At 67.9% G+C, this 23770-nt stretch carries 18 protein-coding genes and 1 pseudogene; 10 read left to right on the top strand and 9 right to left on the bottom strand.

Annotation, left to right across the window (positions count from 1 at the left end; genetic code table 11):
- Positions 1–192 precede the first annotated feature (192 nt).
- From mobC to RN901_RS03165, 6 genes and pseudogenes are all read left to right on the top strand, one after another.
- Positions 193–537 (top strand): plasmid mobilization relaxosome protein MobC, encoded by a 345-nt coding sequence (gene mobC, locus RN901_RS03140; RefSeq protein ID WP_310755846.1) that lies wholly within the window; start codon positions 193–195, stop codon positions 535–537.
- Positions 534–1745 carry a relaxase/mobilization nuclease domain-containing protein gene (locus RN901_RS03145; protein WP_310755848.1) on the top strand — a complete coding sequence of 404 codons (1212 nt, stop codon included), beginning with the start codon at positions 534–536 and terminating at the stop codon, positions 1743–1745. The genes mobC and RN901_RS03145 overlap by 4 nt, the downstream gene beginning before the upstream one ends.
- A 234-nt stretch (positions 1746–1979) precedes the next feature.
- Positions 1980–4802, top strand: coding sequence for a hypothetical protein (locus tag RN901_RS03150; protein WP_310755850.1), 2823 nt, complete (start codon positions 1980–1982; stop codon positions 4800–4802).
- Positions 4803–4888: 86 nt separating this feature from the next.
- Positions 4889–5257: a hypothetical protein gene (locus RN901_RS03155; RefSeq protein ID WP_310755852.1), complete on the top strand. Its 369-nt coding sequence runs from the start codon at positions 4889–4891 to the stop codon at positions 5255–5257.
- A gap of 284 nt (positions 5258–5541) precedes the next feature.
- Positions 5542–6348 (top strand): annotated as a pseudogene (locus tag RN901_RS03160) (gamma-glutamyltransferase); the annotation flags it as partial.
- 98 nt (positions 6349–6446) lie between these two features.
- On the top strand, positions 6447–6980 hold the full coding sequence (locus RN901_RS03165) for a hypothetical protein (RefSeq protein ID WP_310755854.1): 534 nt from the start codon (positions 6447–6449) through the stop codon (positions 6978–6980).
- Between the two features lie 109 nt (positions 6981–7089).
- On the opposite strand, the gene RN901_RS03170 is transcribed toward RN901_RS03165, so the two are convergent.
- The 5 genes from RN901_RS03170 to RN901_RS03190 all read right to left on the bottom strand — a co-directional run bounded on the left by RN901_RS03170 (position 7090) and on the right by RN901_RS03190 (position 13325).
- A complete protein-coding gene (locus RN901_RS03170) occupies positions 7090–7926 on the bottom strand; it encodes a DUF429 domain-containing protein (protein ID WP_310755856.1) in 837 nt (278 codons plus the stop codon).
- Entirely contained in the window at positions 7923–8876 is a 954-nt protein-coding gene (locus RN901_RS03175) for a Kdo hydroxylase family protein (RefSeq protein ID WP_310755892.1), read from the bottom strand. Before RN901_RS03175 ends, RN901_RS03170 begins: the two co-directional genes overlap by 4 nt.
- A 10-nt stretch (positions 8877–8886) precedes the next feature.
- Positions 8887–9333, bottom strand: coding sequence for a RidA family protein (locus RN901_RS03180; RefSeq protein ID WP_310755858.1), 447 nt, complete (start codon positions 9331–9333; stop codon positions 8887–8889).
- A 37-nt stretch (positions 9334–9370) separates the two neighbouring features.
- On the bottom strand, positions 9371–11497 hold the full coding sequence (locus RN901_RS03185) for a PQQ-dependent dehydrogenase, methanol/ethanol family (protein WP_310755860.1): 2127 nt from the start codon (positions 11495–11497) through the stop codon (positions 9371–9373).
- Between the two features lie 88 nt (positions 11498–11585).
- On the bottom strand, positions 11586–13325 hold the full coding sequence (locus RN901_RS03190; RefSeq protein ID WP_310755862.1) for an amidohydrolase family protein: 1740 nt from the start codon (positions 13323–13325) through the stop codon (positions 11586–11588).
- Between the two features lie 137 nt (positions 13326–13462).
- On the opposite strand from RN901_RS03190, the gene RN901_RS03195 reads away from it, so the two are divergent.
- Together RN901_RS03195 and RN901_RS03200 are read left to right on the top strand one after the other, a co-directional pair.
- A complete protein-coding gene (locus RN901_RS03195) occupies positions 13463–15520 on the top strand; it encodes a S9 family peptidase (protein ID WP_310755864.1) in 2058 nt (685 codons plus the stop codon).
- Between the two features lie 48 nt (positions 15521–15568).
- Positions 15569–16798 carry a CaiB/BaiF CoA-transferase family protein gene (locus RN901_RS03200; protein WP_310755866.1) on the top strand — a complete coding sequence of 410 codons (1230 nt, stop codon included), beginning with the start codon at positions 15569–15571 and terminating at the stop codon, positions 16796–16798.
- A 7-nt stretch (positions 16799–16805) separates the two neighbouring features.
- Here the strand turns inward: RN901_RS03200 and RN901_RS03205 are convergent, their stop codons facing one another.
- Positions 16806–18185, bottom strand: a complete 1380-nt coding sequence (locus RN901_RS03205; protein WP_310755869.1) for a M24 family metallopeptidase — start codon at positions 18183–18185, stop codon at positions 16806–16808.
- Between the two features lie 95 nt (positions 18186–18280).
- On the opposite strand from RN901_RS03205, the gene RN901_RS03210 reads away from it, so the two are divergent.
- Positions 18281–19714 (top strand): amidohydrolase family protein, encoded by a 1434-nt coding sequence (locus tag RN901_RS03210; protein WP_310755871.1) that lies wholly within the window; start codon positions 18281–18283, stop codon positions 19712–19714.
- Positions 19715–19729: 15 nt separating this feature from the next.
- Here RN901_RS03210 and RN901_RS03215 read toward each other — a convergent pair whose 3' ends face one another.
- Positions 19730–20752 (bottom strand): YpdA family putative bacillithiol disulfide reductase, encoded by a 1023-nt coding sequence (locus RN901_RS03215; protein ID WP_310755873.1) that lies wholly within the window; start codon positions 20750–20752, stop codon positions 19730–19732.
- Between the two features lie 164 nt (positions 20753–20916).
- Between RN901_RS03215 and RN901_RS03220 the strand changes: the two genes are divergently transcribed.
- Positions 20917–21699, top strand: a complete 783-nt coding sequence (locus RN901_RS03220; protein WP_310755875.1) for a class II aldolase/adducin family protein — start codon at positions 20917–20919, stop codon at positions 21697–21699.
- A gap of 6 nt (positions 21700–21705) precedes the next feature.
- Here the strand turns inward: RN901_RS03220 and lhgO are convergent, their stop codons facing one another.
- Both lhgO and RN901_RS03230 read right to left on the bottom strand, forming a co-directional pair.
- Positions 21706–22905 (bottom strand): L-2-hydroxyglutarate oxidase, encoded by a 1200-nt coding sequence (lhgO, locus tag RN901_RS03225; RefSeq protein WP_310755877.1) that lies wholly within the window; start codon positions 22903–22905, stop codon positions 21706–21708.
- Positions 22902–23714 (bottom strand): hypothetical protein, encoded by an 813-nt coding sequence (locus tag RN901_RS03230; protein WP_310755879.1) that lies wholly within the window; start codon positions 23712–23714, stop codon positions 22902–22904. The genes lhgO and RN901_RS03230 overlap by 4 nt, the downstream gene beginning before the upstream one ends.
- Positions 23715–23770: the final 56 nt, after the last annotated feature.

Genomic DNA, 23770 nt, shown 5'->3' on the forward strand with positions numbered 1-23770 from the left:
TCGCGACGACGGGGCTCGTCGTCCAGAGTTGGCGCCCCGGCCAGCTTTCGGGCGGGCGCGCCACGGGGGCGCTGGTCTCTGCGGTTTGTGGAGGAGCCAGATGTTATTTTGTTTCACAAAAACTCTGGCTGGGGGATGCCCCCCAGACCCCCCAACGACACTTTCGCGCGCCACCAGAGGAGGCCGCCCGACATGGCCCGTCCCCGGAAGCCCGAGGCCGAACGCAGGAGCCGCACGATCGGCGTGCGCGTCACCACCGCCGAGGCCGCGGAGATCGCCGAGCGGGCCGGAGCGGCCCGCATGACGACGGGCGGCTACATGCGCCGCAGGGCGCTGGGGCAGCCGGTCCGCGAGGCTGTCGTTCTCCGTCTCGGCGCGGCCGAGCGGGTCGAACTCCACCGGATCGGCGTCAATCTAAACCAGATTGCCCGCGCCTTGAACTCCGGGGCCTCCGCTCCTTCCGGGACGCTGGAGGCAGTCGAGCGGGTGGGCGAGCTTGCGGCCGGTCTCCTGAGCGGGGAGGCGCTGGACCGATGATCCCGAAGATCAACGGACTGGGCCGCTCGTTCGCCGGGGTCGCGGCGTACTGCCTCCACGATGCACCGGAGCCGGACGACCGCCGTCCGAGGACATCGGAGCGGGTCGGGTGGGCCGACACCCGGAACCTCGCGACGTTCCGGCCGGAGCGGGCCGCGCGGCTGATGGCCGCGACCGCGAGGGCGGCCCCCGACCTCAAGCGGCTGGCGGGCGTTGCGCGGACGGGGCGCAAGCTGGCGAAGCCGGTCCTGCACTACTCGCTCAGCTGGGCTGAGGACGAGACGCCCGACAAGGGGGAGATGAGCCAGGCGGTGGACGAGAGCTTGGAGGTGCTGGGGCTGGAGGGCCACGAGGCGCTGATCGTCGCGCACGAGGACACCACACACCCGCATGTCCACGTGATCGCCAACCGGGTCGATCCGGAGACCGGAAAGGCGGCGACGCTGGATGACAGCAAGCTCCGGCTGTCGCGCTGGGCCGAGGGCTACGAGCGGGAGCAGGGCCGGATCCGGTGCGAGAGGCGGGTCGAGAACAACGAGCGGAGGCGGGCGGGCCGGGAGGTGGTTCGCGACCCGTCGGAACGACCGCGCCATTGGGCGCGCGTCCGGCGCGAGGGGATGCAGCCCGGGCGGGCGCGGCGAGCCAGGAAGCCGCGCCGCGAGGATCAGGTCGACTTGGAGGCATGGCGGCATGGCGAGGCGGAGGCTTGGGAGACGGTCGCGGACGGGCGCGAGTACAGCTTCCAGCACCTTGAGGCCCGGGCGCGGAAGGAATGGGCCGAACTGCACAAGCGGCAGGAGGAGATGCGGCAGCGGCTCGACCGAGAGAGCCGCACCATGCTCGGTCGGCTCCGGATCTGGCGGCTCGATCGTTCGCTCAGGGAACTGGCCGGGGCGATCCGGGGCCGGAAAGATCTGGTCGAGGGCTGGCGCGAGGATCTCGACGGGTATCACAGGGACGAGCGGGCCGAGTTGGGCAAGGCACACGGCGAGCGCGCCCGTGAGATCGAGCGCGGTTGGGGCAAGTTCTACCGAAACAGGCTGGTGGAGGCGGAGCGGCGCGCATGGTCGGTGCGCGCGACCATGAGGGAGAGGGAGCGCGAACAGACACGGGAGAGGGAGCGCGGTCGGACCATCACCCGCATTGTTGTACCGCCACCGCCCCGGCCCCGAGGCCCCGAGCGTGGCGGCGGTGGGTTCGAGCGATGAGCCTGATGTCGGCATCGCAGCGCGACGCCGCCATGCAGTGAGGCGCGGACACCGAACAAGAAGCGCGGGTTCTCCGGTGTTTCTTGGGGGGAGTCCTCGCCCGGCGGAAGCCCGTCGTTAGATTGGGTATCCTGTCCCCGCTTTAGATGAGAGTGGCGCATGGCCCGACACACGGAACCGTTGGTGAACGCCGTCTTGGCCGGTGCTCTGAACCGTAGGCATCCACGATGGCGCGTGACCGCCGAACAAACTGATGTCTTCGGGCACCGGGGACTGCGACCCGATGTTCTCGTTCAACTCGGCGGTGCCCCACCCATCATCTTGGAGACGGAGTTCGCGCCAGCCTCCACCGTCGAGGAGGATGCCCGCGCTCGGTTGGGCAAGCTGACCAAGGACTCCGGTTACGAAATCGAACAGGTCGTCGCGGTTCGCTTGGACGCGGCGCTCCGGCGCGCCAGCGACCTCCCGGCCGCAGTCGAGGCGACGCGAGTTGAATGGTGTGTCCTCTCTGGCCATGGCGGCCACTCCCTCCGGTGGCCCGACCGGGGTTGGCTCGGCGGCGGGATCGACGACCTCGCTCGTGCGATTGAAGAGGTGTCCCTTTCGGAACGTCTGGTCGCGGAAGGTCTCACGATTCTGGAGCAGGGTGTGCGGCAGGCTGCCCACATCCTACGCGCCGATGCGGCCGAGACCTCTCGGACGGGGTTGGAAGCGACCGCTCGGCTGCTCCACCAAGAAGACAGCGAGCAGACATCGCGCATGGCGATGGCGATCATCGCGAATGCGATGACCTTTCACACGACACTGGCGGGCATGCATGGCATCCCCCATCTGGACAGCTTGCGCGGGGCGTCCGGAAGCATCCTTCGGCCACGGCTTCTCCAGTGCTGGCGGGACATCCTTAGGATCAACTACTGGCCGATCTTCAAGATCGCGATCGATCTCCTGCTGACCATTCGTGACGCCCCGGCCTTGACCATCATGGACCGGCTCGCCGATGTCGCCCACGAGCTTGCAAGGATCGGGGCAACCAGCCTCAATGACCTCTCCGGGCGGATGTTTCAACGGCTGATCGTGGATCGCAAGTTTCTCGCCACGTTCTACACGCTGCCCAATTCGGCCGCGCTGCTGGCCGAACTTTCGGTGCCGGATCTCGATGTGGACTGGGGAGACGCATCCGCCGTCCAGAGGCTCAGGATCGGTGACCTCGCGTGTGGGACGGGGACTCTGTTGCTGGCAGCCTACCAAGGCGTGCTTGCCCGCCACCGACATTCCGGTGGTGATGACGCGAGACTGCACGCTCGGATGATGGAACGCGGCTTGGTGGCTGCCGACATCATGCCCGCAGCGACACACCTGACAGCCTCGAATCTCTCCGGGACTCACCCGGGGATCACGTTCGAGCGAACGTGCGTGTACACCATGCCCTACGGCCGACAGCCTCAGGAGCAGGAACTCCCAATCGCCATCGGGTCGCTCGACCTCTTGGACGAGGGCCATGCGTCAATGGCGCTCTTTGGAACGGGGCAACGGCAGGCACGCGGGGACAGGGAGGACGAGGGGAACGTTGACGCTCGCGTGGAGATCCCACCGGAATGCCTGGACTTGGCCATCATGAATCCGCCGTTCACTCGCCCTACCAACCACGAGTCCACCACAGTGCCCGTCCCGTCGTTCGCCGGTTTTGACACGAGCCAAGCCGAACAACGGGAGATGTCGAAGCGGTTGAACGAGATCGGTCGCTACATGGGATCCCGTGTCGGCAATGGCAACGCAGGGCTGGCCTCGCACTTCGTGGACCTCGCGCACGCGAAGACCCGACCGGGTGGACTGATCGCTCTGGTGCTGCCCGCATCGTTCGCGCAAGGGGGGTCTTGGGAGGCGGCACGGGCACTGATCGAAACGGAATACGAGGACATCGTGGTCGTGACGATCGCGGCATCTGGCAACACGGACCGAGCGTTTTCCGCCGACACCGGAATGGCCGAGGTGCTCCTAGTAGCGAAGAAGAGAACGGATGAGGACTCGGCGGGATGTTCCACCCTTTTCGCGAACCTGAAGCGGCGTCCGAGGAGCCTCTTGGAAGCTACTGACGTGGCGCGTGCGATTCGCGAAACCCTACGGGATGGGGGAAGAGCTGGTTGGTTGCTGGTGGGAGATAGTTCCGTGGCTGGCAGCTACGTGCGTGACAAACTGTCGTCGACCGGGGCGGCCGGAATCCGAAACCCTGACCTTGCCACTTCTCTGCTAGCTCTCTCGACTGGAATGTTGCAACTCCCGCGCCAGCGAGAGGTTTGCCGCATACCCATGGCGCTACTGTCGGACCTTGGACGAAGAGGCCCTATCCACCGTGACCTTTCCGGGTGGGGCTCTCAGGGTTCTCCGCGCGGGCCATGGGACATCGTGCATCTCTCCGACGCGGAGAAGCCGCCCACCTACCCGGCGCTGTGGGCTCATCAGGCGGAAAGCGAGCGCTTCTTGGTGGTCCAGCCGGATCGCGCGGGTCGCGTTCGCGAGGGCTGTGAGGAACTCGCCTTGGATCGGTGGGGTGCAGCCGCTAGTCGGCTTCACTTCAGTCTGGATTTCCAGATCAACTCTCAGAGCTTGTCGGCATGCCTGACACCGCAACCGGCGATAGGGGGCAGGGCGTGGCCCAGTTTCTTGCTGGATCGTGCGGAGTGGGAAACGCCCGTCGTTCTTTGGGCTAACACAACCCTCGGGCTCATGTCCTTCTGGTGGAAGGGGTCTAGACAGCATCAAGGGCGAGCGTCGATGACGTTGAGCCGCCTGCCGGAATTGCCGGTCCTCGACCCCCGCCAACTCGGCGAGGGCCAGATCCAGAAGGCACAGGAACTCTTCGCTGAGTTCCGCAACCGTCCGCTTCTGCCGGCCAACGAGGCGTATCGGGATCCGGTCCGGGCGGATCTCGACCAAGCCGTGCTCGTGCGCCTCTTGGGCCTACCGGAGGGGATCGAGGAGTCGCTTCGGCTTCTTCGCGATCAATGGTGTGCGGAACCGAGCGTACACGGTGGGAAGGGTACGCGAATCCTGGTGTAGTGGTGTTGTCCAGTCCTGTAATGACGGGCTGGAGCGTGAGGTACGCGATCTGGCCCGTCAACCAAATCCGAAGAGGGAGAAGAAGAGTGCCGGAGCCGAAGACAGAGCAGGGTGTGCCGGAGCCGAACGAGGATCAGGGAGCTCCCAAACTCAAGGAGAAGCGGCCTTGGGTGCGTTGGGGTTCCTCGATCTCAATTGAAGAGCGCAAGAGCCGTGTTCGTGTATGGGTAACCAAAGCCGCTGCGTACTGGGTTTTCTTGGGGAGTGCCGTCCTTGTCGCGGCGTTATGGATCGACGAGTTAGACGCGGAAAAGATGCAGGCTGCCAAGGACATCTACATGACAGTCTTGCCGGTCGCGACGGGCGTCATCACGTATTGGTTCGCGAGCCGAGGCATCTCAAGCAAGGGTAGCAAGCCGCCGCCGCCAGAAGAGGAGGATGGATCGCCGCAGTAGCGATTCGCCGCACCCCTCAAGCCCGAGAGTGGCCAAAAGGGGTTGGGCTACCATCAAGCGGATCGCGCCAGCGCCGAGCCGCTTTCAAGGAGCAGCGCGATGACCTCATGGCGTTGTCGCAATCAACTGTCCGGCTCCCGCCATTCACGTCCGGTTTTCCCGCTTTCGCGGCACGGTCCAGCAAGATCCAGTACACCGACAGGAGGGGCAGATCGTGCAGTCCCAGTTAGACTTACGTGATCTCCTGCCTTGATTCTGGCCTTTAGCCGTCCGCCTACGCGGCCGATCCCGCCCTGGTCGACGTGCCCGCCGACGAGTTGCTGTCGAAAGAGTACGCGGCGGCCCGCCGATCGCTCATCGACCCGTCCCGGCTGATGGCGTACCCGGGCGCCGGAAGTCCAGTGCGGGTCGACGAATTCCAGCCGGGCGTGCGCGCTGCCGGAGAGGCGACGGGAGAAGCAGCGCTCACACCTCGACGAGGCCATCTGGCGGAACAGACACACGCGGGGAGCACGACCAGTTTCTCCATCGCCGACCGCTTCGGCAACGTCGTCGCGGCCACGCCCACACACGGCGGCGCCTTCGGCACGGGAGTGGTGGTCGGCAACACCGGCCTGACCTTCAACAACGGGTCCCGCATCGGTTCGACATCGCCCTATCCCGACCACGTGAACTACGTCCGGGGCGGGCAGATTCCGATCCTCAACAACTCCCCCATCATCGTGCTCCGGGAGGGTCGATTCCATGCGGCTCTGGGGACGCCGGGCGGCGAGACGATCGGCCAGACCCAGTTCCAGGTGCTGGTGAACCTCCTCGACTTCGGGATGCCGATCCAGCAGGCGATCGCGGCGCCCCGCTTCACCCTGAGCGGCGAGCCGAACTTCTACCTGCCCGGAGCCGAGATCCGCTTCCGCCTGGAGGATCGACTGCCCACGGACGTCGTCCGGACGCTGGGGGGATTGGGATACACCGTGGAACTCGCCCCCGGATACGCCTTCGGCAGCATACAGGGCATCACTCTCGATGCCGCGACCGGGGCCCTCATGGCGGGCGCCGACCCCCGCCGCGTGGCCTACGCAGTGGGCTGGTGAGGCGGTGAGGTGCGCGGCATCAGGCGGGGTCAACGGCGCGATGGCCAGCGTCGCCATTGCAATTGCGAAGTTTCATCCCGGGACGGTAACTATCCGCCATGGATATCGTCGCCATGTTGCGCAGCTACGACGGGAAGCGCGTCGCGCCGTTCCGCGCGGTGGCGGAAGCAGTGCGAGACGCGCCCGAGGGAGCCGTCGACCGCCTCCTCGAGCTGGCCGCCTCCGACGAGACGGTTCTCCAGGTGGGCGCGACATGGGTGCTCAAGTCCCTTGCCGAACGGGATATGGCGCCGCGCGACGGCGACGCCGTGGAGTTGCTGCGGCTACTGCATTGCCCCCTTGCGTCTGATGCCCTCCTTCATCTGCTGCAGACCCTGCCGCACATGGACTTACCGGCCGATCTCCCCGTCGGTGAGGAACGGGCGCTCCATCGCGCTCTACTGCGGCTGATTGAGTCCGACCGCGTTTTTGTGCGAGCGTGGGCGTACAACGGCCTGGGGCTACTGGCGGCGCGGAACCCGGCCTTGCGGGACGAAGTCGAAGGGCTGTTCAGCCGGGCGGACAAAACGGAGACCGCGGCGGTGAAGGTACGCATACGCCACGCGCGCGCGGCGTTTAGAGACAGAGTATGAGTCTCGAAACGACTGGCGGCACCAAGTTCCAATGCCCCGCCCGTCGTGGGCACTCCGGTTGACCAGAGCCTTCGCGTGCGCCTCGGTATCATGAGCGTGTGGCGGGGACTCACGGGCAATCGGCCGGCCGATTCATGGTGCGCGGTGGACCTGCGGCACTCCCGCGGATCTCCTGAGCCCACCAGATTCTTCCCTCCATGAGTTCGGTGGCGTCCCGGGCAGCTTGGAGAGCCCAAGACTTGCCCAGGTGTCGGCTCATGGCTACGGCGGAGACCGCAGCGTCGAAGGCGTCCTCGGAGGACATGGCCTTGCACGCGAGCGACCCCTCCATTTCCGGAAATCCCTGATTCAGGTACGCCTCCCGCGCATCAAAGTCGGACTTGTTCACCGGACCCGTGAGCAGTCGCGGATATATCTCGATCACCAGTGGCATCTGCGCTTCATGAAACGGCCAGATCGAGAAGCCCGCCGCACGGAGCTTCGCCAGGTGGGGCATTCCTCGGATCGAACCGGTACCCACCGCACCGCCGCCGCCGATCTGGAACACGCTTTTGGGATTCGAGCCCATCACTCCGGACACGTGCCGTTCCGTGCGCCGAAAATGTTGACGCAACTTTGGCTTGCCCTTGCCCGGCCTTCCCCAAAACGGGTGCGGGCAGTTGCTTAGCCATTCTTCTCCCCGGGCGGCGACGAACTCCCAGAGCATCTCGATCGACCCCGCGCCCAATTGTTCCGCGAACCAGCGGGGGAAGGAGAACCCGAAATCCAGGCCAACCACGACATCGGAGTCCACCGCCGCATCGTCGATCAGATGGCGGATCAGTTCGCCGCGGTCGCGCCCGGACTCCAGGCGCGCCAGGCGTCCGTCCCGCACCTCGGCGAGCCAGATCTTCGATGACGCCCCAGACTTCGCGCCGGACCAGTCGACGGCGATGGCGCGGTTCATCGGCCTCCGGCGCGCGGCAGCTTGGGGCCCCGGGCGTCCGGAGGGGATCCACCGCGCAGGATGTTGATGGGGGCGAGTTCCGGGTGGCGGCAGGCGGCGAGGCGGAGGATGAAGGTGTCGACGAGGGCGTGCTGACCTGACAGGCTGGCGTGGCTCACCATGTCGGTGAGGACCATCCAGGCGGAGAAGGGCGGGAAGCGGATCTCCCGCCATGACTCGTCCCGCTCCTGGAAGGACGGCGTGTCCTTCATGTAGTTGTGGAAGCGCCGCATGAGACGGTCGTACGGGCTCGAGTCCGCGAGCACCGCCTCACCGAGCCCCGCCTTCGCGACCGCCCGCAGCAGGCGCCCGCGGAGACGGTCCACGGGGCCCCTTCCGAGCGAGCGGGAATCCGCCACGCCCGCCTCGGTCCCGTAGCGGAAAAACACGTCGGGGAACGTCCCCTTCGTGCACCACATGCGGTCCTCTTCGGGGTTCACGTTGACGAAGAAACGGAGGATCCGATCTCCGTCGGTCGCCCCGTAGGCGCCGGCATCGAAGTGGATCAGTTCGTTGCTCGCGTGCGCGGAGAGGCCGCGGCCACGCTCCTGGATCGGGCGGAAGCTCGTCGTCCCCACCGTCCATCCCTCGGTGAGCGCGGGCATGCACTCCCGCAGGAAGGCGCGAACCCTGGCGCCGTGCGCGGTGAGCGTGTCGAGAACGGCGTCCCGCAACCCCCCGCGTGCCGTGACTCCGCGAAGACGCCTGCTCTCGGGGTGGTAGCTGACGTTCTTCGCGCGCAACTGGCGCGGGAGTTCCGCGCGCAACCGCTCGAGATCCTCGTCCGGCGGGAGTTCCACCGGACACGCGGGGAAGAAGATGATTTCCCCCCGCTCCAGCGCGTCGGCGAGATCGGGTCGGGGCCCTCGAACGGGCCCCGCCTCGGTGACCAGATCCCGCCCCAGGCTCAGCTGCCCCGACTCAGTTGCGGGAGCCGATCGCCATCACCTCGAAGCGCGCCCCGAACAGGAGGGGCCCGGAGCCGAGGAAGGCGCGCGCCGGGAAGTTCTCCGTGAAATACGTCCGGTAGACCTTGTTGAAGACATCGTAGAGATCGACGTCCGAGCAGAACACCTGCACGGAGACGAGGTCGTCCATCGTGATCCCGGCCTCTTCCACCGTGTTCTTGATCGCCTCCATGACGAGCCGGGCCTCCTCCTCCGCGTCGTTCGGCGGACGCCCATCGACGAGGCCGAGCGATCCGGAAACGAAGAGCAGGTCGCCCACCCAGACGGCGCCGCTGAACGGAAGGACGCCTTCCTCGCTCGCGTGCCGCGGATTGATGTACTCGCGCTGGGCTGAAAGATCGGAAGCCATGGCCGCGAAACCTCCGGTGGCAAGAAGTGAGACCAGGATGAAGCGCTTCATGAGTCGATTCCTCTCGTTTTCGGTTTCGTACGTGACGTCAGTTGCCGCCGCCGGCCGTCTCGTCTTCGGCGGCGAGCGTCTCGCGCGCCTGCGAAACGACGTAGGCCTGGATCAGTCGTAGCTGCTCGGCGTCGATGAGTCCCTCGTAGGACGGCATCCCCTGGGGCTCCCGGCTACCGCCCAGGACGATATCCTCGAAGTTGCGGTGCACAATGTCCGTCGCGCGCTGAAGGTTCGGCATCGCGCCCTCCGAGCCGCCGCCTGTCCCGTGGCAGTGTCGGCAATACTGCACGTAGAGTTCGCCGCCGCGCTCGAGCGAAGTCGCGTCCGCGGGCAGATCGGCGGCGACGGAGGGTACGCTGACCGGCCGCTTCCGCCGCGGCTCCGGCATCTCCCCGGTGCCGCCGAGCACGAAGGTGAAGACCCGGCCCCGCTGCTCGTAATTCGCGGCGTCGCCGTATGGCGCTCCGCTGCGGCCGCGCGAGCCGCCCCAGCCGGCCGCCACCGTCACGTGCTGGCGCCCGTCGACGAGGTACGTAACCGGACCGCCGAGGATGCCGAGGCCGGTCGCGACCTCCCACAACTGCTCGCCGTTCTCCGCGTCGTAGGCGACGAAGCGGCCGTCGCCGCCGCCCTGGAAGACGAGCCCGGTCGTCGTCGTCACCGTCCCCCCGTTCCAGTAGCCGAGGAGGGGGACCGTCCACCGGGCCTCCTGCGCCTTCGGATCCCAGGCGACGAGGAAGCCCGCGTCGTCTCGCGCTCCGTAGCGGCTCCGGTGCCCGACGTTGTTCACCCGCGGCCCGAAGCTGTGGTCCTCGATCTCGAGGTCCGTGTACACCCAGTCCGGCGGCTCGCTGCGCTCGACCCACCCCTCCTGGATCGGGAGATACATGAGTCCGGTCTCGGGATTAAAGGACTGCGGCTGCCAGTTGTGGCCCCCGAGGGCGGCCGGCGTAATGAGGGTCCACACCTCGGCGTGCACGGCCTCGGGGCGGTCCGTCGGGCGGCCCGTCTCGAGATCGAGTCCCTCGGCCCAGTTCTGCACGATGTATTCCTGGCCGGAGAGGAACTCGCCTGTCTCCGCGTCGAGGACGTAGAAGAAGCCGTTCTTCGGCGCCTGCATGATGACGCGCCGCATCCGCCCGTCGAACTCGAGATCCGCGAGCGTCATCGGCTGGACCGCGGTGTAGTCCCAGTGGTCGCCGGGCGTCGTCTGGAAGTGCCACACGTATTCGCCCGTTTGCGGCCGCAGCGCGAGAATCGAGGCGAGGAAGAGGTTGTCGCCTCCTCCGGGGCTCCGGAGGTTCCGCGACCAGGGGGAACCGTTGCCCGTCCCGACGTACAGCAGATCGAGGTCGGGGTCGTAGATGATCGAGTCCCACGCCGTGCCACCGCCCCCCGCGATCCACCACTCGCCGCTCCACGTCTCCGCCGCCATCTCCATGGCCTCGGATTCGAACCCATCGGCCGGGTTCCCCGGCACTGTGTAAGTGCGCCACACGAGTTCGCCGTCGTCCGCATCGTACGCGGACACGTAGCCCCGGACGCCGTACTCGGCCCCTCCGTTGCCAATGATCGCGAGCCCCTGCACGACGCGGACCGCGCCGGTGATCGTGTAGGCTTCGTTCGGGTCGATCGTGAGCGCCTCCCACACGGCCTCGCCGGTCTCCGCGTCGAGCGCGATGAGGCGGCCGTCGATCGTGCCCACGATCACCTTGCCCTCGTAGAGCGCGACGCCCCGGTTCACCACGCCGCAGCAGGCCAGCCGCCCGCGGATGCGCGGAACACCGGGGTCGTGGCGCCACAGGCGCTCTCCGGTCCGCGTGTCGATCGCGTGCACGACGCTCCACGGCGAACTGATGTACATGACGCCGCCCACGACGAGCGGCGTCGCCTCGACCCCGCCCCGCAGCTCGATGTCGTACGTCCACGCGAGGCCGAGCTGGTCGACGTTGTCTCGCGTGATCTCTTCCAGCGTACTGAAGCGGTCTTCCGCGTAGTTGCCGCCGTAGGTGAGCCAGTTGCCGTCGGGCCGGGCCGCCTCGAGCACGGCGTCGGTCACGTCGCTGGCGCTCTGGACGCTCGCCGGTTCCGGCGGTGGAGCGTCCATGGTGCAGGCGGCGGCCGGAACGAGAAGCAGCAGGGCGTGGAATCTCGTGTGCATAAGGCTCTCCCGATCTGACGGTTGCCGAATCAGGCGGAAACAATAGCCCGGAAACCCGCGAACGCGACACGGGCCGCGGGCCGCGGGATCAGGGCCGGAGGATGACCTCGCCTGGGAGTTCGTCGGTGAACTCTCCGGCGTCCACCGTGAAGACGCCGTTCACCATCACGTAGTCGACGCCTTCGCTGAACAGGTCGGGCTCCAGGACGGTGGCGCGGTCCCGGAGGCGTTCGAGGTCGAACACGACGAGGTCAGCCCGGTAGCCCTCGCGCAGAAGGCCGCGGTCCTCCAGCCCTATGATCCGCGCCGGCAGCCCCGTCATCGAGCGGATCGCGAACGGAAGCGTGATCGCCTTCAGGTCCTTCACGTAGCGGGCGATCTTGCGCGTGAAGGCGCCGAAATGGCGGGGGTGCGCGCCGGGCCGCGAGGCGAACTCGGGCACGCCCTCGACCCCGCTCACGGCCGCGTCGGAGGCAGTGGCCGTATAGTCCTGGCGATAGTAGTTGATGACGTCCGCGTCGTGAATCCCGTACCCGCGCGTCAAGGCCCCGCCGAGGACGTCAGGGTAGCCGTTCAGCGCCATGTGGACGACGACGCCCTGGTACGTGACGTCCAGCCGGCGGCCCAGTTCCTCCAGCGTCCGGCCCACCCAGGTCGAATCGGGATAGCTCACCACGACGACGCGGTCCGGACCCCCGTTGTGATCGACGATCCACTCGATGTCGCGGGCGATGAGAGCCTGGAGTTCCGGGTCCGCCCAGCGGCGCTCCAGGTGCGCCCGGGCATCGTCGAACACCCCCTCGCGGCTGTACACCGGGCTGTCCCTCCCGCCGCTCGTGTCCACGGTGTCGTGCACCAGGCTCCAGCGCGGGATCATGGGCCGCGCCCCCCCGCCGAACGTCTCGTAGGGGTAGACGTCGAGGTAGACTTCCAGCCCCTCCTCGCGCGCCCGGTTCACGACCAGCGTGTCCTGCCCGGAGCGGCCGAAGCTGGAGCGGCCCCGCGCCTTGTGGTGGCTCGCCACGACGCGGACCCCCGTTTCGCGGGCGACGTTCACGGTCTCCGCCAGCCCCTGGTTCCCGTCCACGGGCCAATCCGTCACCGTGCTCGGCAGCTCCCACAGCGGCATGGCCGCCTCGCTGCGCTGGTGCGCGACGTAGAAGCCATCGTAGGGGGCCACGGCCTCGGCGAGGGCGATGACCTCCTCTGGCGTGCTGTAGCGGGCGGGGCGGTACTCGACGCCGGCTCCCAGCCCCCACGCCCCCGCCTCCATCCCCTCGCGCACGAGCGCCTGCATGCGGGCGATCTCTTCCTCCGTCGCCGCACGCCAGTAGTCGTTGCCCATCACTTCGGCGCGCACCGTGCTGTGGCCGACCATGGGGACGAAGTTCATCGCGTGTCCCAGCTCCCGGAGCGCCGCGATCTCCGCGCTGAGCGGCCACGTCTGGTTGCGGCCGTCCGGCCCGCCGATGACCGTCGTGAGCCCCTGGCTGTTCAGGCTCTTCGCCCGCCGGGCCTCCAGGTATTCTGAGGTCATGGCGCGGTCGGCGTGCGAGTGCAGGTCGATGAAGCCCGGCGATACGTACATCCCGGCCGCGTCCACGACCCGCCGCGCCGTCGCGTCTCCGAGCCTCCCGATCCGCACGATCCGGTCGCCGGCGATGGCGACGTCCGCCGCGAACCATGGGTTTCCCGTGCCGTCGATGAGGCGCCCGTTCCGGATGAGGATGTCGTATTCCTGACCGGAAAGCGGGAGGTGGAAGGCGCCTGCCGCGAGGGCGGCGCTCGTGACCAGGAAGGCGGCGCACGGTGCGGTAAGCCGAATCATGTCAATCACCCCGGGGAAACGACGCGGCACTGTCGGACGACCCTGACGAGTCGGACGATAACGCGACGGTTGCCCACAGGTCGAATCGGGGAGATATGTTTCCGGCCCTGTCCCCTGTCCGATTCCGGGAGCCGACGATGCGTGAGATGAGCGAGAAGAGCCTTCACAAGATCCGAATGACGAAGTTCGCCCTTGCCCTGTTCGCCGTTTCAGGCATGCTGGCCGCCGATCCGCTGGCCGCGCAGGACCGCTTCCAGCCGATGGACGTGTTCGAGATCGAATACGCCGCGGACCCGCGGATTTCGCCCGACGGCAGTCAGGTCATCTACGTCCGCACGTCGATGGACATCATGCGGGACGCGAAGAAGTCGGAGCTGTGGATCATGAACACGGACGGGTCGGATCACCGGCGGATCGGGACGGGCGGTTCCCCGCGGTGGTCGCCCGACGGAACCCGCATCGCGTACACGGAGGACGGCCAGATCCACGTGCGCTGGATGGACACGGGCGAGGAAGCCACGCTCACGCAGCTCATCGAATCGCCCCGCGGGCTCCGCTGGTCGCCGGACGGGCGCTACCTCGCGTTCAACAAGCTCGTTCCCTACCCGGCGCCGAGCCTCGCGCCTCCGCCGAAACCGCCCGCCGGGGCGGAGTGGGCCGATCCTCCCATCATGGAGGACCGCTTCAAGAACCGGCAGGACGGCGTCGGATACCTGGATTTCGGCTTCGATCACCTCTTCATCGTTCCGGTCGAGGGTGGGACGCCCACGCAGGTGACGTCGGGCGACTTCCAGCACCAGGGCGCCGCCGCCTGGACACCGGACGGCGCGAGCCTCGTGTTCTCGTCGAACCGGAACGAGGACTGGATCCACGACTACCGCAATTCCGAACTCTACATCGTTTCCGTCGCCACCGGTGAAGTGCGGGCGCTCACCGACCGCCCCGGACCCGACCGGAGTCCGGCGGTCTCGCCCGACGGGCGGCATATCGCGTTCGTGGGCTACGAGGATCGCACGCGCACCTACCAGGTGAGCCGGCTCCAGGTGATGAACCTGGACGGGAGCGGACAGCGGGTCCTCACGGGCGGTCTGGACCGCAGCGTGTCGAACCCCGTATGGGCTTCCGACGGGAGCGGCGTCTACTTCCAGTACGACGACGAGGGGAACTCGAAGGTCGGCTTCGCCACGCTCGCCGGCGATCTCGAAGTGCTGGCGGAGGATCTGGGGGGCACGTCCTACGGGCGTCCCTATGGCGGCGGTTCGTTCAGTGTCGCCGACGATGGGAGCTTCGCGCTCAACCAGACCCGTCCGGAGGCTCCGGGAGAGGTCGCCGTGGGCGCGAGGGGCCGCGGCGTGCATCGCGTCACGTCGCTGAACGAGGATCTGCTCGCGAACCGTCAGCTGGGCGAGGTCGAGGAGATCTGGTGGGACTCGTCCTTCGACGGTCGTCCGGTCCAGGGGTGGATCGTGAAGCCGCCCGATTTCGATCCTGACCGGCGCTATCCCCTCATCCTCGAAATCCACGGCGGACCCGTATCGAACTATGGGGACCGCTTCTCGGCGGAGATGCAGCTGCTCGCGGCCGCGGGATACGTCGTGCTCTACGCGAACCCGCGCGGGAGCACGAGCTACGGAGAGGAGTTCGCGGATCTCCTCTATCACAACTATCCGGGGCAGGACTACGACGATCTCATGTCCGGGGTCGATGCCGTGATCGACCGGGGGTACATCGACGAGGACAACCTCTTCGTCACCGGAGGGAGCGCGGGTGGCATCATGACGGCCTGGATCGTCGGCAAGACGGACCGCTTCCGGGCCGCCGTCGCCCAGAAGCCCGTCGTCAACTGGATCAGCAAGACGCTCACGGCGGACAACTGGTACGGATACTACCACAGCCGCTACGAGGGGCTGCCGTGGGAGAACCCGGACGCGTACTGGGAGTTCTCTCCCATCTCGCTCGTGGGGAACGTGAACACGCCGACGATGATCATCACGGGGGAGGAAGATCTGCGGACGCCGCTGTCGGAATCGTACCAGATGTTCCACGCGCTCAAGCTGCGCGGGATCGACACGGCCGTGATCCGGCTGCCGGGCGCCTCGCACGACATGAGCCGCCGCCCGAGCCAGCTCATGGCCAAGATCGCGAACATCGTGGCCTGGTTCGACAAGTACCGGACGATGCCGACGACGAGCTGACGTCCCCCTCGGCCTTCACCCGATCCCTCGAACCCGGGAGATCCACCCATGACCGACTCCGGTCGGCCGCTGGCGGGCGTGCGCGTGATCGCGCTCGAACAGTACATGTCCGCCCCCTACTGCTCGCTGCTGCTCGCGGATGCGGGGGCCGAAGTCATCAAGATCGAGCGCCCGGGCCTCGGGGATCCGCGCCGGTCCATCCCTCCCTTCGTGGAGAGGAACGGCGTCCGCATGGGCGTCGGGTTCATGGCCTACAACCGGAACAAGAAATCCCTCGCGCTCAACCTCAAGAGCGACGAGGGGCGCGACCTCTACCGCTCCCTCGTGACGAAGTCCGATGTCGTGGTGGAGAACCTGCGGCCGGGGTCCGTCGACCGGATGGGTCTCGGCTATGAGGCGCTGGCCGAGCTGAACCCGGGACTCGTGTACGCCGCCGTGTCCGGGTTCGGGCGACTGCCCGGGCGTGAGGGCCCGTACGGCGACTGGCCCTCGTTCGACGTCGTGGCGGAGGCGATGGGGGGCGTCATGCACATGATCGGCTTCGCCGACAAGCCGCCCTCACCGTCGATCTACGGAATGCCGGACCTCTACGCGGGGATGGCCGCGGCGCACGGCGTCTCGATGGCGCTCTACCGGCGCACAATGACCGGGAAGGGTCAGTTCATCGACTCCGCCATGTACGACGGCGTGCTGTCGCTGAACGAGCGCATGGTTTCGCTCGCCGCCAACACGGGGGCGCGTCCGAGGCGGGGCGATCCGCCCGGTTTCTATCCGCGCGGACCGATGCCGGTGAGCGACGGATACGTCGCCTTCACGATCCCGGACGACATCATGTGGCGCCGCCTCTGCCGCATGCTGGAACGCCCCGACCTGCTGGAGGATCCGCGCCTGGATTCCCCCGAGGCGCGAACCGAAAACCGCGCGCTCCTCGACGAGGTCGTCCGACCGGTGTTCGCCCAACTGACCCGCGATGAGGCGGTGCGGCGGCTCCAGGAGGTGGGCGTCCCCGCGGGGCCGGTGCAGACCTCCGACGACCTGCTCGAGTGTCCGCAATTGGAGGCGCGCGGCGTGCGGGTCAACGTGGACTACGACGGACTCGGGGAACTCCAGTTCGTCCGCACCCCGCTCCTCACCTCCGACGCGCCGGACGTCCCCGTGCACCCCGCGCCCACCCTCGGCCGCGACACGCGACGGATCCTGACCGGGATCCTCGAACTCTCCGACGCCGAGGTCTCCCGCCTCACAGCGGAGGCCGTGGTCGGTACGGCGGGGGAGTAGCCAGTCGCTACCGGATCAGGTGCAGTTCGGTCTGCCGGCGGAGCATCCAGCGAATCTCGCCGTCGAGCGTGATCTCCGCTTCCTCCTCCTGCGCCATCCGCACGGGCTGGCCGTCCCACTCGGGCACCGGCGTCGTGACCTGAAGTTCGGTCGAGAACCACATGCCCGGGATCACCGGGGGATCTCCGCGGCCGGGCACGCCCGTCTGGTAGTCCCACAGGCCGATGAGCGGACCGGCGCCGTGGCCGTGGTCACCGATCGGGTGCGTGTACATCGTCCCGTTGAGTCCCTCCGCCCTCATCTTCTCAAGCACCGAAGCCAGGATCTCGTTTCCGGTACGGCCGACCTTCGTCTCCTCGAGCAGGATGTCCTGAAGGCGGTTGGAGTTCGCGAGCGCCTGCCTGAGCCCGGCCGGCGCTTCCGTCTCTCCGTCGCGCAGGACGTAGGCCATGTGCTGCGTGTCCGTCGCGAGTCCGAACGCGACGAGCCCGAAGTCGCAGTGGAGGACGTCGCCCCGCTCGATCACCGGCGCCGTCACGCCGCTCATGTCCGCGCCGCGCCGCTGCACCGAGACCGAGGGCTGGAACCACGAGTCGAGGCCCAGATCGTGCACGCGCTGACGCATCCACCAGACGACATCGGCGGTCGTGGTCCGGCCGGGGACGATGACGACCTCCGAGAAGGCGGTGCCGATGATCTCGTGTACGACCGCCTGCACCCGGCGGTAGACGGGCGTCATGGCGGGCACCCGCATCGCGAGGTATTCGATCGCCAGCAGCGGTTCGCGGACCACGCGGCTCGCGAGATCGGCGCCGAGCGCCGCCTCCATCTGCTCCCACTCACCGGCCGAAAGCCCGTCGGCGAAATTGTGGTCGTGGGAGATGTTGACGGCGATACGCCCCGGGTCGCGCTCCCGCACCATGTCGGCGAAGAGGTCCCATTGGTCGGAGCCCCAGAGTTCCGCCTGCCTCCCGTCCGGCGCCGTGGCCGTGGCGCGCACGGCCTCGTAGACGCCTCCCTGTGAGCTTCCCCCGAGCGCGAGGCGTTCCACGCCGTGTTCCGGCCCGCGGTCGTGGAAGATGTAGATGGTCCGCCGACGGGCCGCGAACGTGGTGGGCGAGACGAGGGCGGGGAAGACGGGATCCTCGTTGTATTCCCGCATGGCGATGACCCACATGTCCACGCCGTGCTTCCGCATCAGCAGGGGCAGGTTCGTCTCGAGCCGCTCCGCCAGCCACGCCTGCTGCGTCCGCGCCTGCTCCCGAAGCGTCCCGAATGGATGCTCCGGCCTGTAGTCCCGCGCCTGCGCCTCCAGCGCGGTCACCGAGAACCGGACCATCCCGGCGAGAGAGAGCGTGACGGCCGCGAGGATCGTGATCTTCTTCATCTCCTGACCTCCATCGGTATTCGGCATCACCCCATCATATCCGTATAGTCTTGAGACCACGTTACCACAGCCCTCGGCAGGCAGGGGAGGGACACATGATCCGGAAGCTCATGAGACTCGTGACGCTGGCGGCGTTGGCGCTCGCGCTCGCGGAGGGCGCAGATCCCTCCACCGCCGAGGGTCAGTCACTGGCCGTCACGGGAGCGACCGTCATCGATCCTCTGGCCGACGCACCGCTGGGAAACGGGGTCGTGGTGATGGTGGACGGGCGGATCGCGGCGGTGGGCCCGGCCGGGGCCGTGGACGTTCCCGTGGGAATGCCGGTCATCGATGGGCGCGGCAAGTACGTCATTCCCGGGTTGATGGACGCGAACCTCCATCTCTACCTGAATCTCGATCTCGAGACCCTCATCAAGTACGAGGGCCGCTACCACGAGATCGTGCTCGAGGCGGCGCAACTCACGCTCAAGACCGGACAGACGACGGTCTTCGACACGTGGGGGCCGCTGGATCCGCTGGCGAAGGCGCGCGACATGATCAACGCGGGCGAGGCGCCGGGCAGCCGGATCTACTTCGCCGGCAACATTATCGGTTTCGACGGGCCGCTATCGCGGGACTTCCGCGGCGCGGCGGCGACCCACGTCAGCCAGACCTTCGTGAACCGGACGAACGAGGCATGGGAGCGCGGAACCGGCCGCGACCTCATGTGGTTGACGCCGGATTCCGTGCGTGCCGCGATCCGCGAGTACACGGGAACGGGCGTCGACTTCCTCAAGTACGGGTCGAGCAGCCACGTGGAGATGTACTTCATCTCCTTCTCCGAGCGCGTGCAGCGCGTGATCGTGGAGGAAGGACACCGGGCGGGCATGACGGTCCAGACGCACACCACGTCGGTCGAGAGCCTCGACATGGCGATCGAGGCCGGTGTCGACATCATCACGCACGGCGACATCTCCGGCCCCGTCGTGCCGATCCCGATGGAGACGATCCGGAAACTCGTCGAGCGGGACATCGCCGTCTCGGTGCTTCCGATCACGAAACGGCGGCTGGAAGCGCTGCACGAGCACAACCCGGAGGGGACGCTTACGCCCTACATGACCGTTGGCCGCGAGAACCAGGCGCGGATGATCGAGGCGGGCGTCTCGATGCTCCTCTCGACGGACGCGGGCATCAAGCATCCGGTGCTGCTCGCCGAGTCGCCGACGATCGCTTCGGACACGGTGGATCAACGCACGAAGCTGGGCGAAGGACATTTCAACGCACTGGCCGCGCTGGAGGAGCTGGGGATGGCGCCGATGGAGATCCTGCGCTCCGCCACGAGCCACATCGCCCGCGCCTACGAACTGGACGACGAGATCGGTTCGCTGCAGCCAGGGATGATCGCGGACCTCGTCATCCTCGATGCGAATCCACTGGAGGGGGCCGGCAACTACCGGTCGATCCACGCGGTAATCAAGGACGGCACGCGGGTCGACATCGACGCGCTCCCCGCGGCACCGATCATCAGCGTCCTGAAGCCGGAAAACTGACCGCCCGAGAACCGATCAGCGGCCTGACTCTCCGAGACGGGCGGCCAGGTGGGCGGCGATGATGGCGCCGTGCTCGCGGCCGTTTTCGATGAAGATCTTGTTGGCGTTGAAGCCGGCGGCGATCACGCCCGCGATGTAGACGCGCGGCACCGTCGTCTCCATGGTCTCCGGGTCGTGCGCGGGGATCCCGCTGTCCGGATCCGTCTCGACGCCCAGGCCCGTGAGCAGCGCGGCGTCCGGCCGCCAGCCCGTCATCGCGAGCACCCAGTCGTTCGATACCCCGGTCTCCGCCCCGGTGGACTCCTCGACGATCGTGGCCGTCCCCGTGCCGAGGCAGGCGACGCGGGATTCCCAGTGCATGGGGATCTCGCCGCTCGCGATCCGGTTCTCGATGTCGGGTCGAACCCAGGGCTTGACGCCAGGATCGAGCGTGTCCGCGAAGTGCACCATGCGGACGCGCACGCCGTTGCGGTACAACTCCAGCGCCGCTTCTACCGCCGAGTTTCCGCCTCCCACGACGAGCACGTCCTGGTCGAAGAAGGGGAAGGGTTCCCTGTAGTAGTGGATGACCCGGCGGTACCGGTCCTCGCCCTCGAACCCGAGCCGATTCGGTTCCCCGAAGCCCCCCGTGGCGACGACCACGGTCCGGGAGGCGAGGCAGTCCTCCCGGCCGTCACGGGTGCGGGTGTGGACGGCGAAGGCGCGCGCCACCGGTTCGATGCCCGTCACCTCCTCGTACTGGCGCACCCCAATGCCGTGGTGGGCGACGACGTGCCGGTAATAGGCGAGGGCGTCGCGCCGCGTGGGTTTCGGCTCGGGGATCGTGAACGGAACGTCCCCGATTTCCAGCCGTTCCGCCGTGGAGAAGAACGTCATGTAGGAGGGATAACGGGTCAGCGACTCGGTGATGCACCCGCGGTCGAGGATCGCGTACCTCAGGCCGCGCTCCTTCACGGCGACGGCCACGGCGAGCCCGCAGGGGCCGGCCCCGACGATGATCGCGTCGAGCGGTTCGGTCTCGGCGATGGAATCCGGCATGGTCTGCGCTGTCACCCGCACCTGTCAGGAGAATTCGTGAGCGCGGGATGGTAATCGCTGGACCGGGACCGGGGAACGGGGAGGGCGTCGCCCCGCTTGATCCGGCAAGTGGAGCTTGAGAAGTTGGTCGAGGTCCCCAGGGTCCGTTCTTCAGGAGGCACGCGATGAGCACGGTCGAGACCGCATTCGCTCCCATTCCGTCCCCGGCGGAGAAAGGCATCGACGAAGCCGCGATCCGGCAGGCGCGCATCGACTTCGCGGCCGTGCACCGGATCATCGTGCACGAGGACATGCACGAGGGCACCTGGAACCACTTCAGCTGCAAGGTGCCGGGAAGGCCGGGGCACCTGCTCATCACGCCCGGGCAGACGCACTTCTCGCGCGTCACCGCCAGCAACCTGGTCGAGGTGGGCCCGGACGGCCGCCCCGTGGGCGGCGACGGGCGGCTGAACGTGAGCGCGTGGGCGATTCACGCACCTATCCAGCGCGCCCGGCCCGACATCATGTGCGCGCTGCACATCCACGCCCCGTACAGCACGGCGCTAGCCTCCATCGACGGCTGGAGGCTGGATGAGCGCGGAAGCCAGAACGCGGCGGTGTTCTACGGGAACTGCGCGTACTTCGGGTACGAGGGGATCGTCACGGAGGCGGACGAGGGTGAGCGCATGGTCGAGGCCCTGGGCGACAAGCGGGTGCTCTTCCTCGCGAACCACGGGGTACTGATGGTCGGCGACACGATCGAGAAGACGATGTTGTGGCTCTACCAGCTCGAGCGCGCCTGCATGAACGAGATGCTCGCGCTCCAGACGGGCCGGCAGATCCGCCCGATCCCGGTCGAGGCGGCGCAACACAACGCCGACATGTCCGTCGAGTCGGCCGGAGAGGCCGGCTATCTCGAGGGCATGAAGGAAATGCTCGACGCCGAGGGCCACGACTACGCGACCTGACCCTGGTCAGAGTTGCTGGAGGGCGCGCTCCGCGATGTGGTGTCCGATGGCCAGGCAGGCCGTGGCCGCGGGGGAGGGGGCGTTGAGCACGTTCACCACGCCGGGCGCTTCCCGAATCACGAAGTCGTGCACCAGGGCGCCATCCGTGTCCACGGCCTGCGCGCGGATGCCGGAGCGCCATGTCTCGAGGTCGCGCACTTCGAGTGCGGGCAGCATGGCGCGGGCCTTGCGTACCACGGAGCGCCGGTCCAGCGAGCGCCACTGCTCCTCGACGGCGGTCCGCCAGTGGGCCTGCGCCAGTCGACGGAAGCCGCGGTAGCTCAACGCTTCCAGGGCGTCGGGAAGGCGTCCCGATAGGCGGCCGTAAGCTTCCCGACCCCAGGCCCAGACCGCGTTCGGCCCGAGTTCCACGCGCCCGTCCACGTTCCGGGTGAAGTGGACGCCCAGATGTGGGAGTCGCGGATCCGGCACCGGGTAGATGTGGCCCCGCACGAGCCCGGCGGCGGTCTCGGAGAGGCCCCAGTACTCGCCCCGGAAGGGAAGGACCTTGAGATCGGGTTCGTGCCCGAGGAGCCGCATCACGCGGTCGACGTGCAGCCCGGCGCAGTTGACGACGACGCGGGCCGCGATGTCGCCCGGGGGGCCGGCGAGCACGGTGCGGTGCCCGGAGCGGCGGGCTTCCCGCACCTCGAAGCCGGTGCCGATCCGGTGGCCGGCGCGGGAAAGATCCGCCGCGAGGGCTCGCGCCACGTCACCGAAGTCGACCGCCCCGGTGGCGGGTACGTGGAGCGCCTCTACGCCGCGCGCGTGCGGTTCGATCTCCACGATTCCGCCGGGGCCGATCCGCTGCATGGCCACGCCGTTCGCGGTCCCGCGCCGTTCGAGTTCGGCGAGGGCCGTGAGTTGGTCGCGCGAGATGGCAACGACGATCTTGCCGGTGCGCGTGGTCGGAATGCCTCGCTCGGCGCAGTAGCGAAACAGCCGCTCGGCGCCCTCGGTGCACAGCCGCGCCTTGAGCGACCCCGGCGCGTAGTACAGCCCGGCGTGGATGACGCCGCTGTTGCGGCCCGTCTGATGCGCCGCGACCTCCGGCTCCTTCTCGAGCACCGTGAGCGAGAGGTCCGGTCGGGCCCGCCGGATCGCGTCGGCCGTGGCGAGCCCGACGATGCCGCCCCCGATGACGGCGATGTCGAGCGATTTCGTCATCGACCGCCGGTGTCAGCCTCCGCTCCGACCACGCACTCCGGGGTTTCGCCGCGGACCCAGGCAGCGAGCATCTGCCACTCGGGGTCGTCCGTCGAGTCCCAGCGACGGGGGCCTCCGTGGAAGTAGTCGCCGCCCGCCGCAGGATGGAGGGGATGCGTGAGCAGCCGGCTCATCATCGGCTCGCCGGGTTCCACGTAGCGGCGCGTGATCGCGAAGTTGCCGCGCGACTCCTCCTGGTTCCAGAAGTCGCGGCCCTCGGGGATATGCCGGGCGAAGCCGCGCGCCCCGGTCTCATGGCAGTGGATGCACTCCACGTCGCCCGGGCGCTTGTCGAGGTACATCTTTTGGACGCAGTCGCGGAAGAAGTCGAAGTCGAGCCGCGGCGGGGCGGGGCGCTCCACCGGATCGGCGGCCGCGACCCAGTCGGCCATGGCCCGCCATTCCGAGTCCGATTTCGACTCGAAGAACTTCCCGCCCACGTGGAGCGGGGCGCCGCCGGCCGACACAGTTAGCGCTTTTCTCAGGAAGCGGCTGCCATCCGGGTCGCCCGGCGTGACGAGGCGGGACACGACCTCGAAGTTCCGGCGGGAGTCCTCCTCCGACCAATACACCTCGCCGTCGGCCGTCTCGCGAAGCCGCTGAAGCCGCAGCGGCGTGCCCTGCTCGGCATGACAGGTGACGCAGGGCGCCCGCCCCGGCCCCCACCCGCCGCGGTCCACGAGGAAGATGGGTTCGATCGTCTCGCGGTAGCGCTCGAAGCTCAGGGGTTCCTGACCCATGACGCCGCTGGGCGCCGAACCTGACGCCATGAGCGCGAATGCGGTCGCGAGGACCGACGGCCGGGCGAGGCAGCGTGGGCCCGCAG

This window comes from Candidatus Palauibacter soopunensis, from assembly GCF_947581735.1.
Classification (GTDB): domain Bacteria; phylum Gemmatimonadota; class Gemmatimonadetes; order Palauibacterales; family Palauibacteraceae; genus Palauibacter; species Palauibacter soopunensis.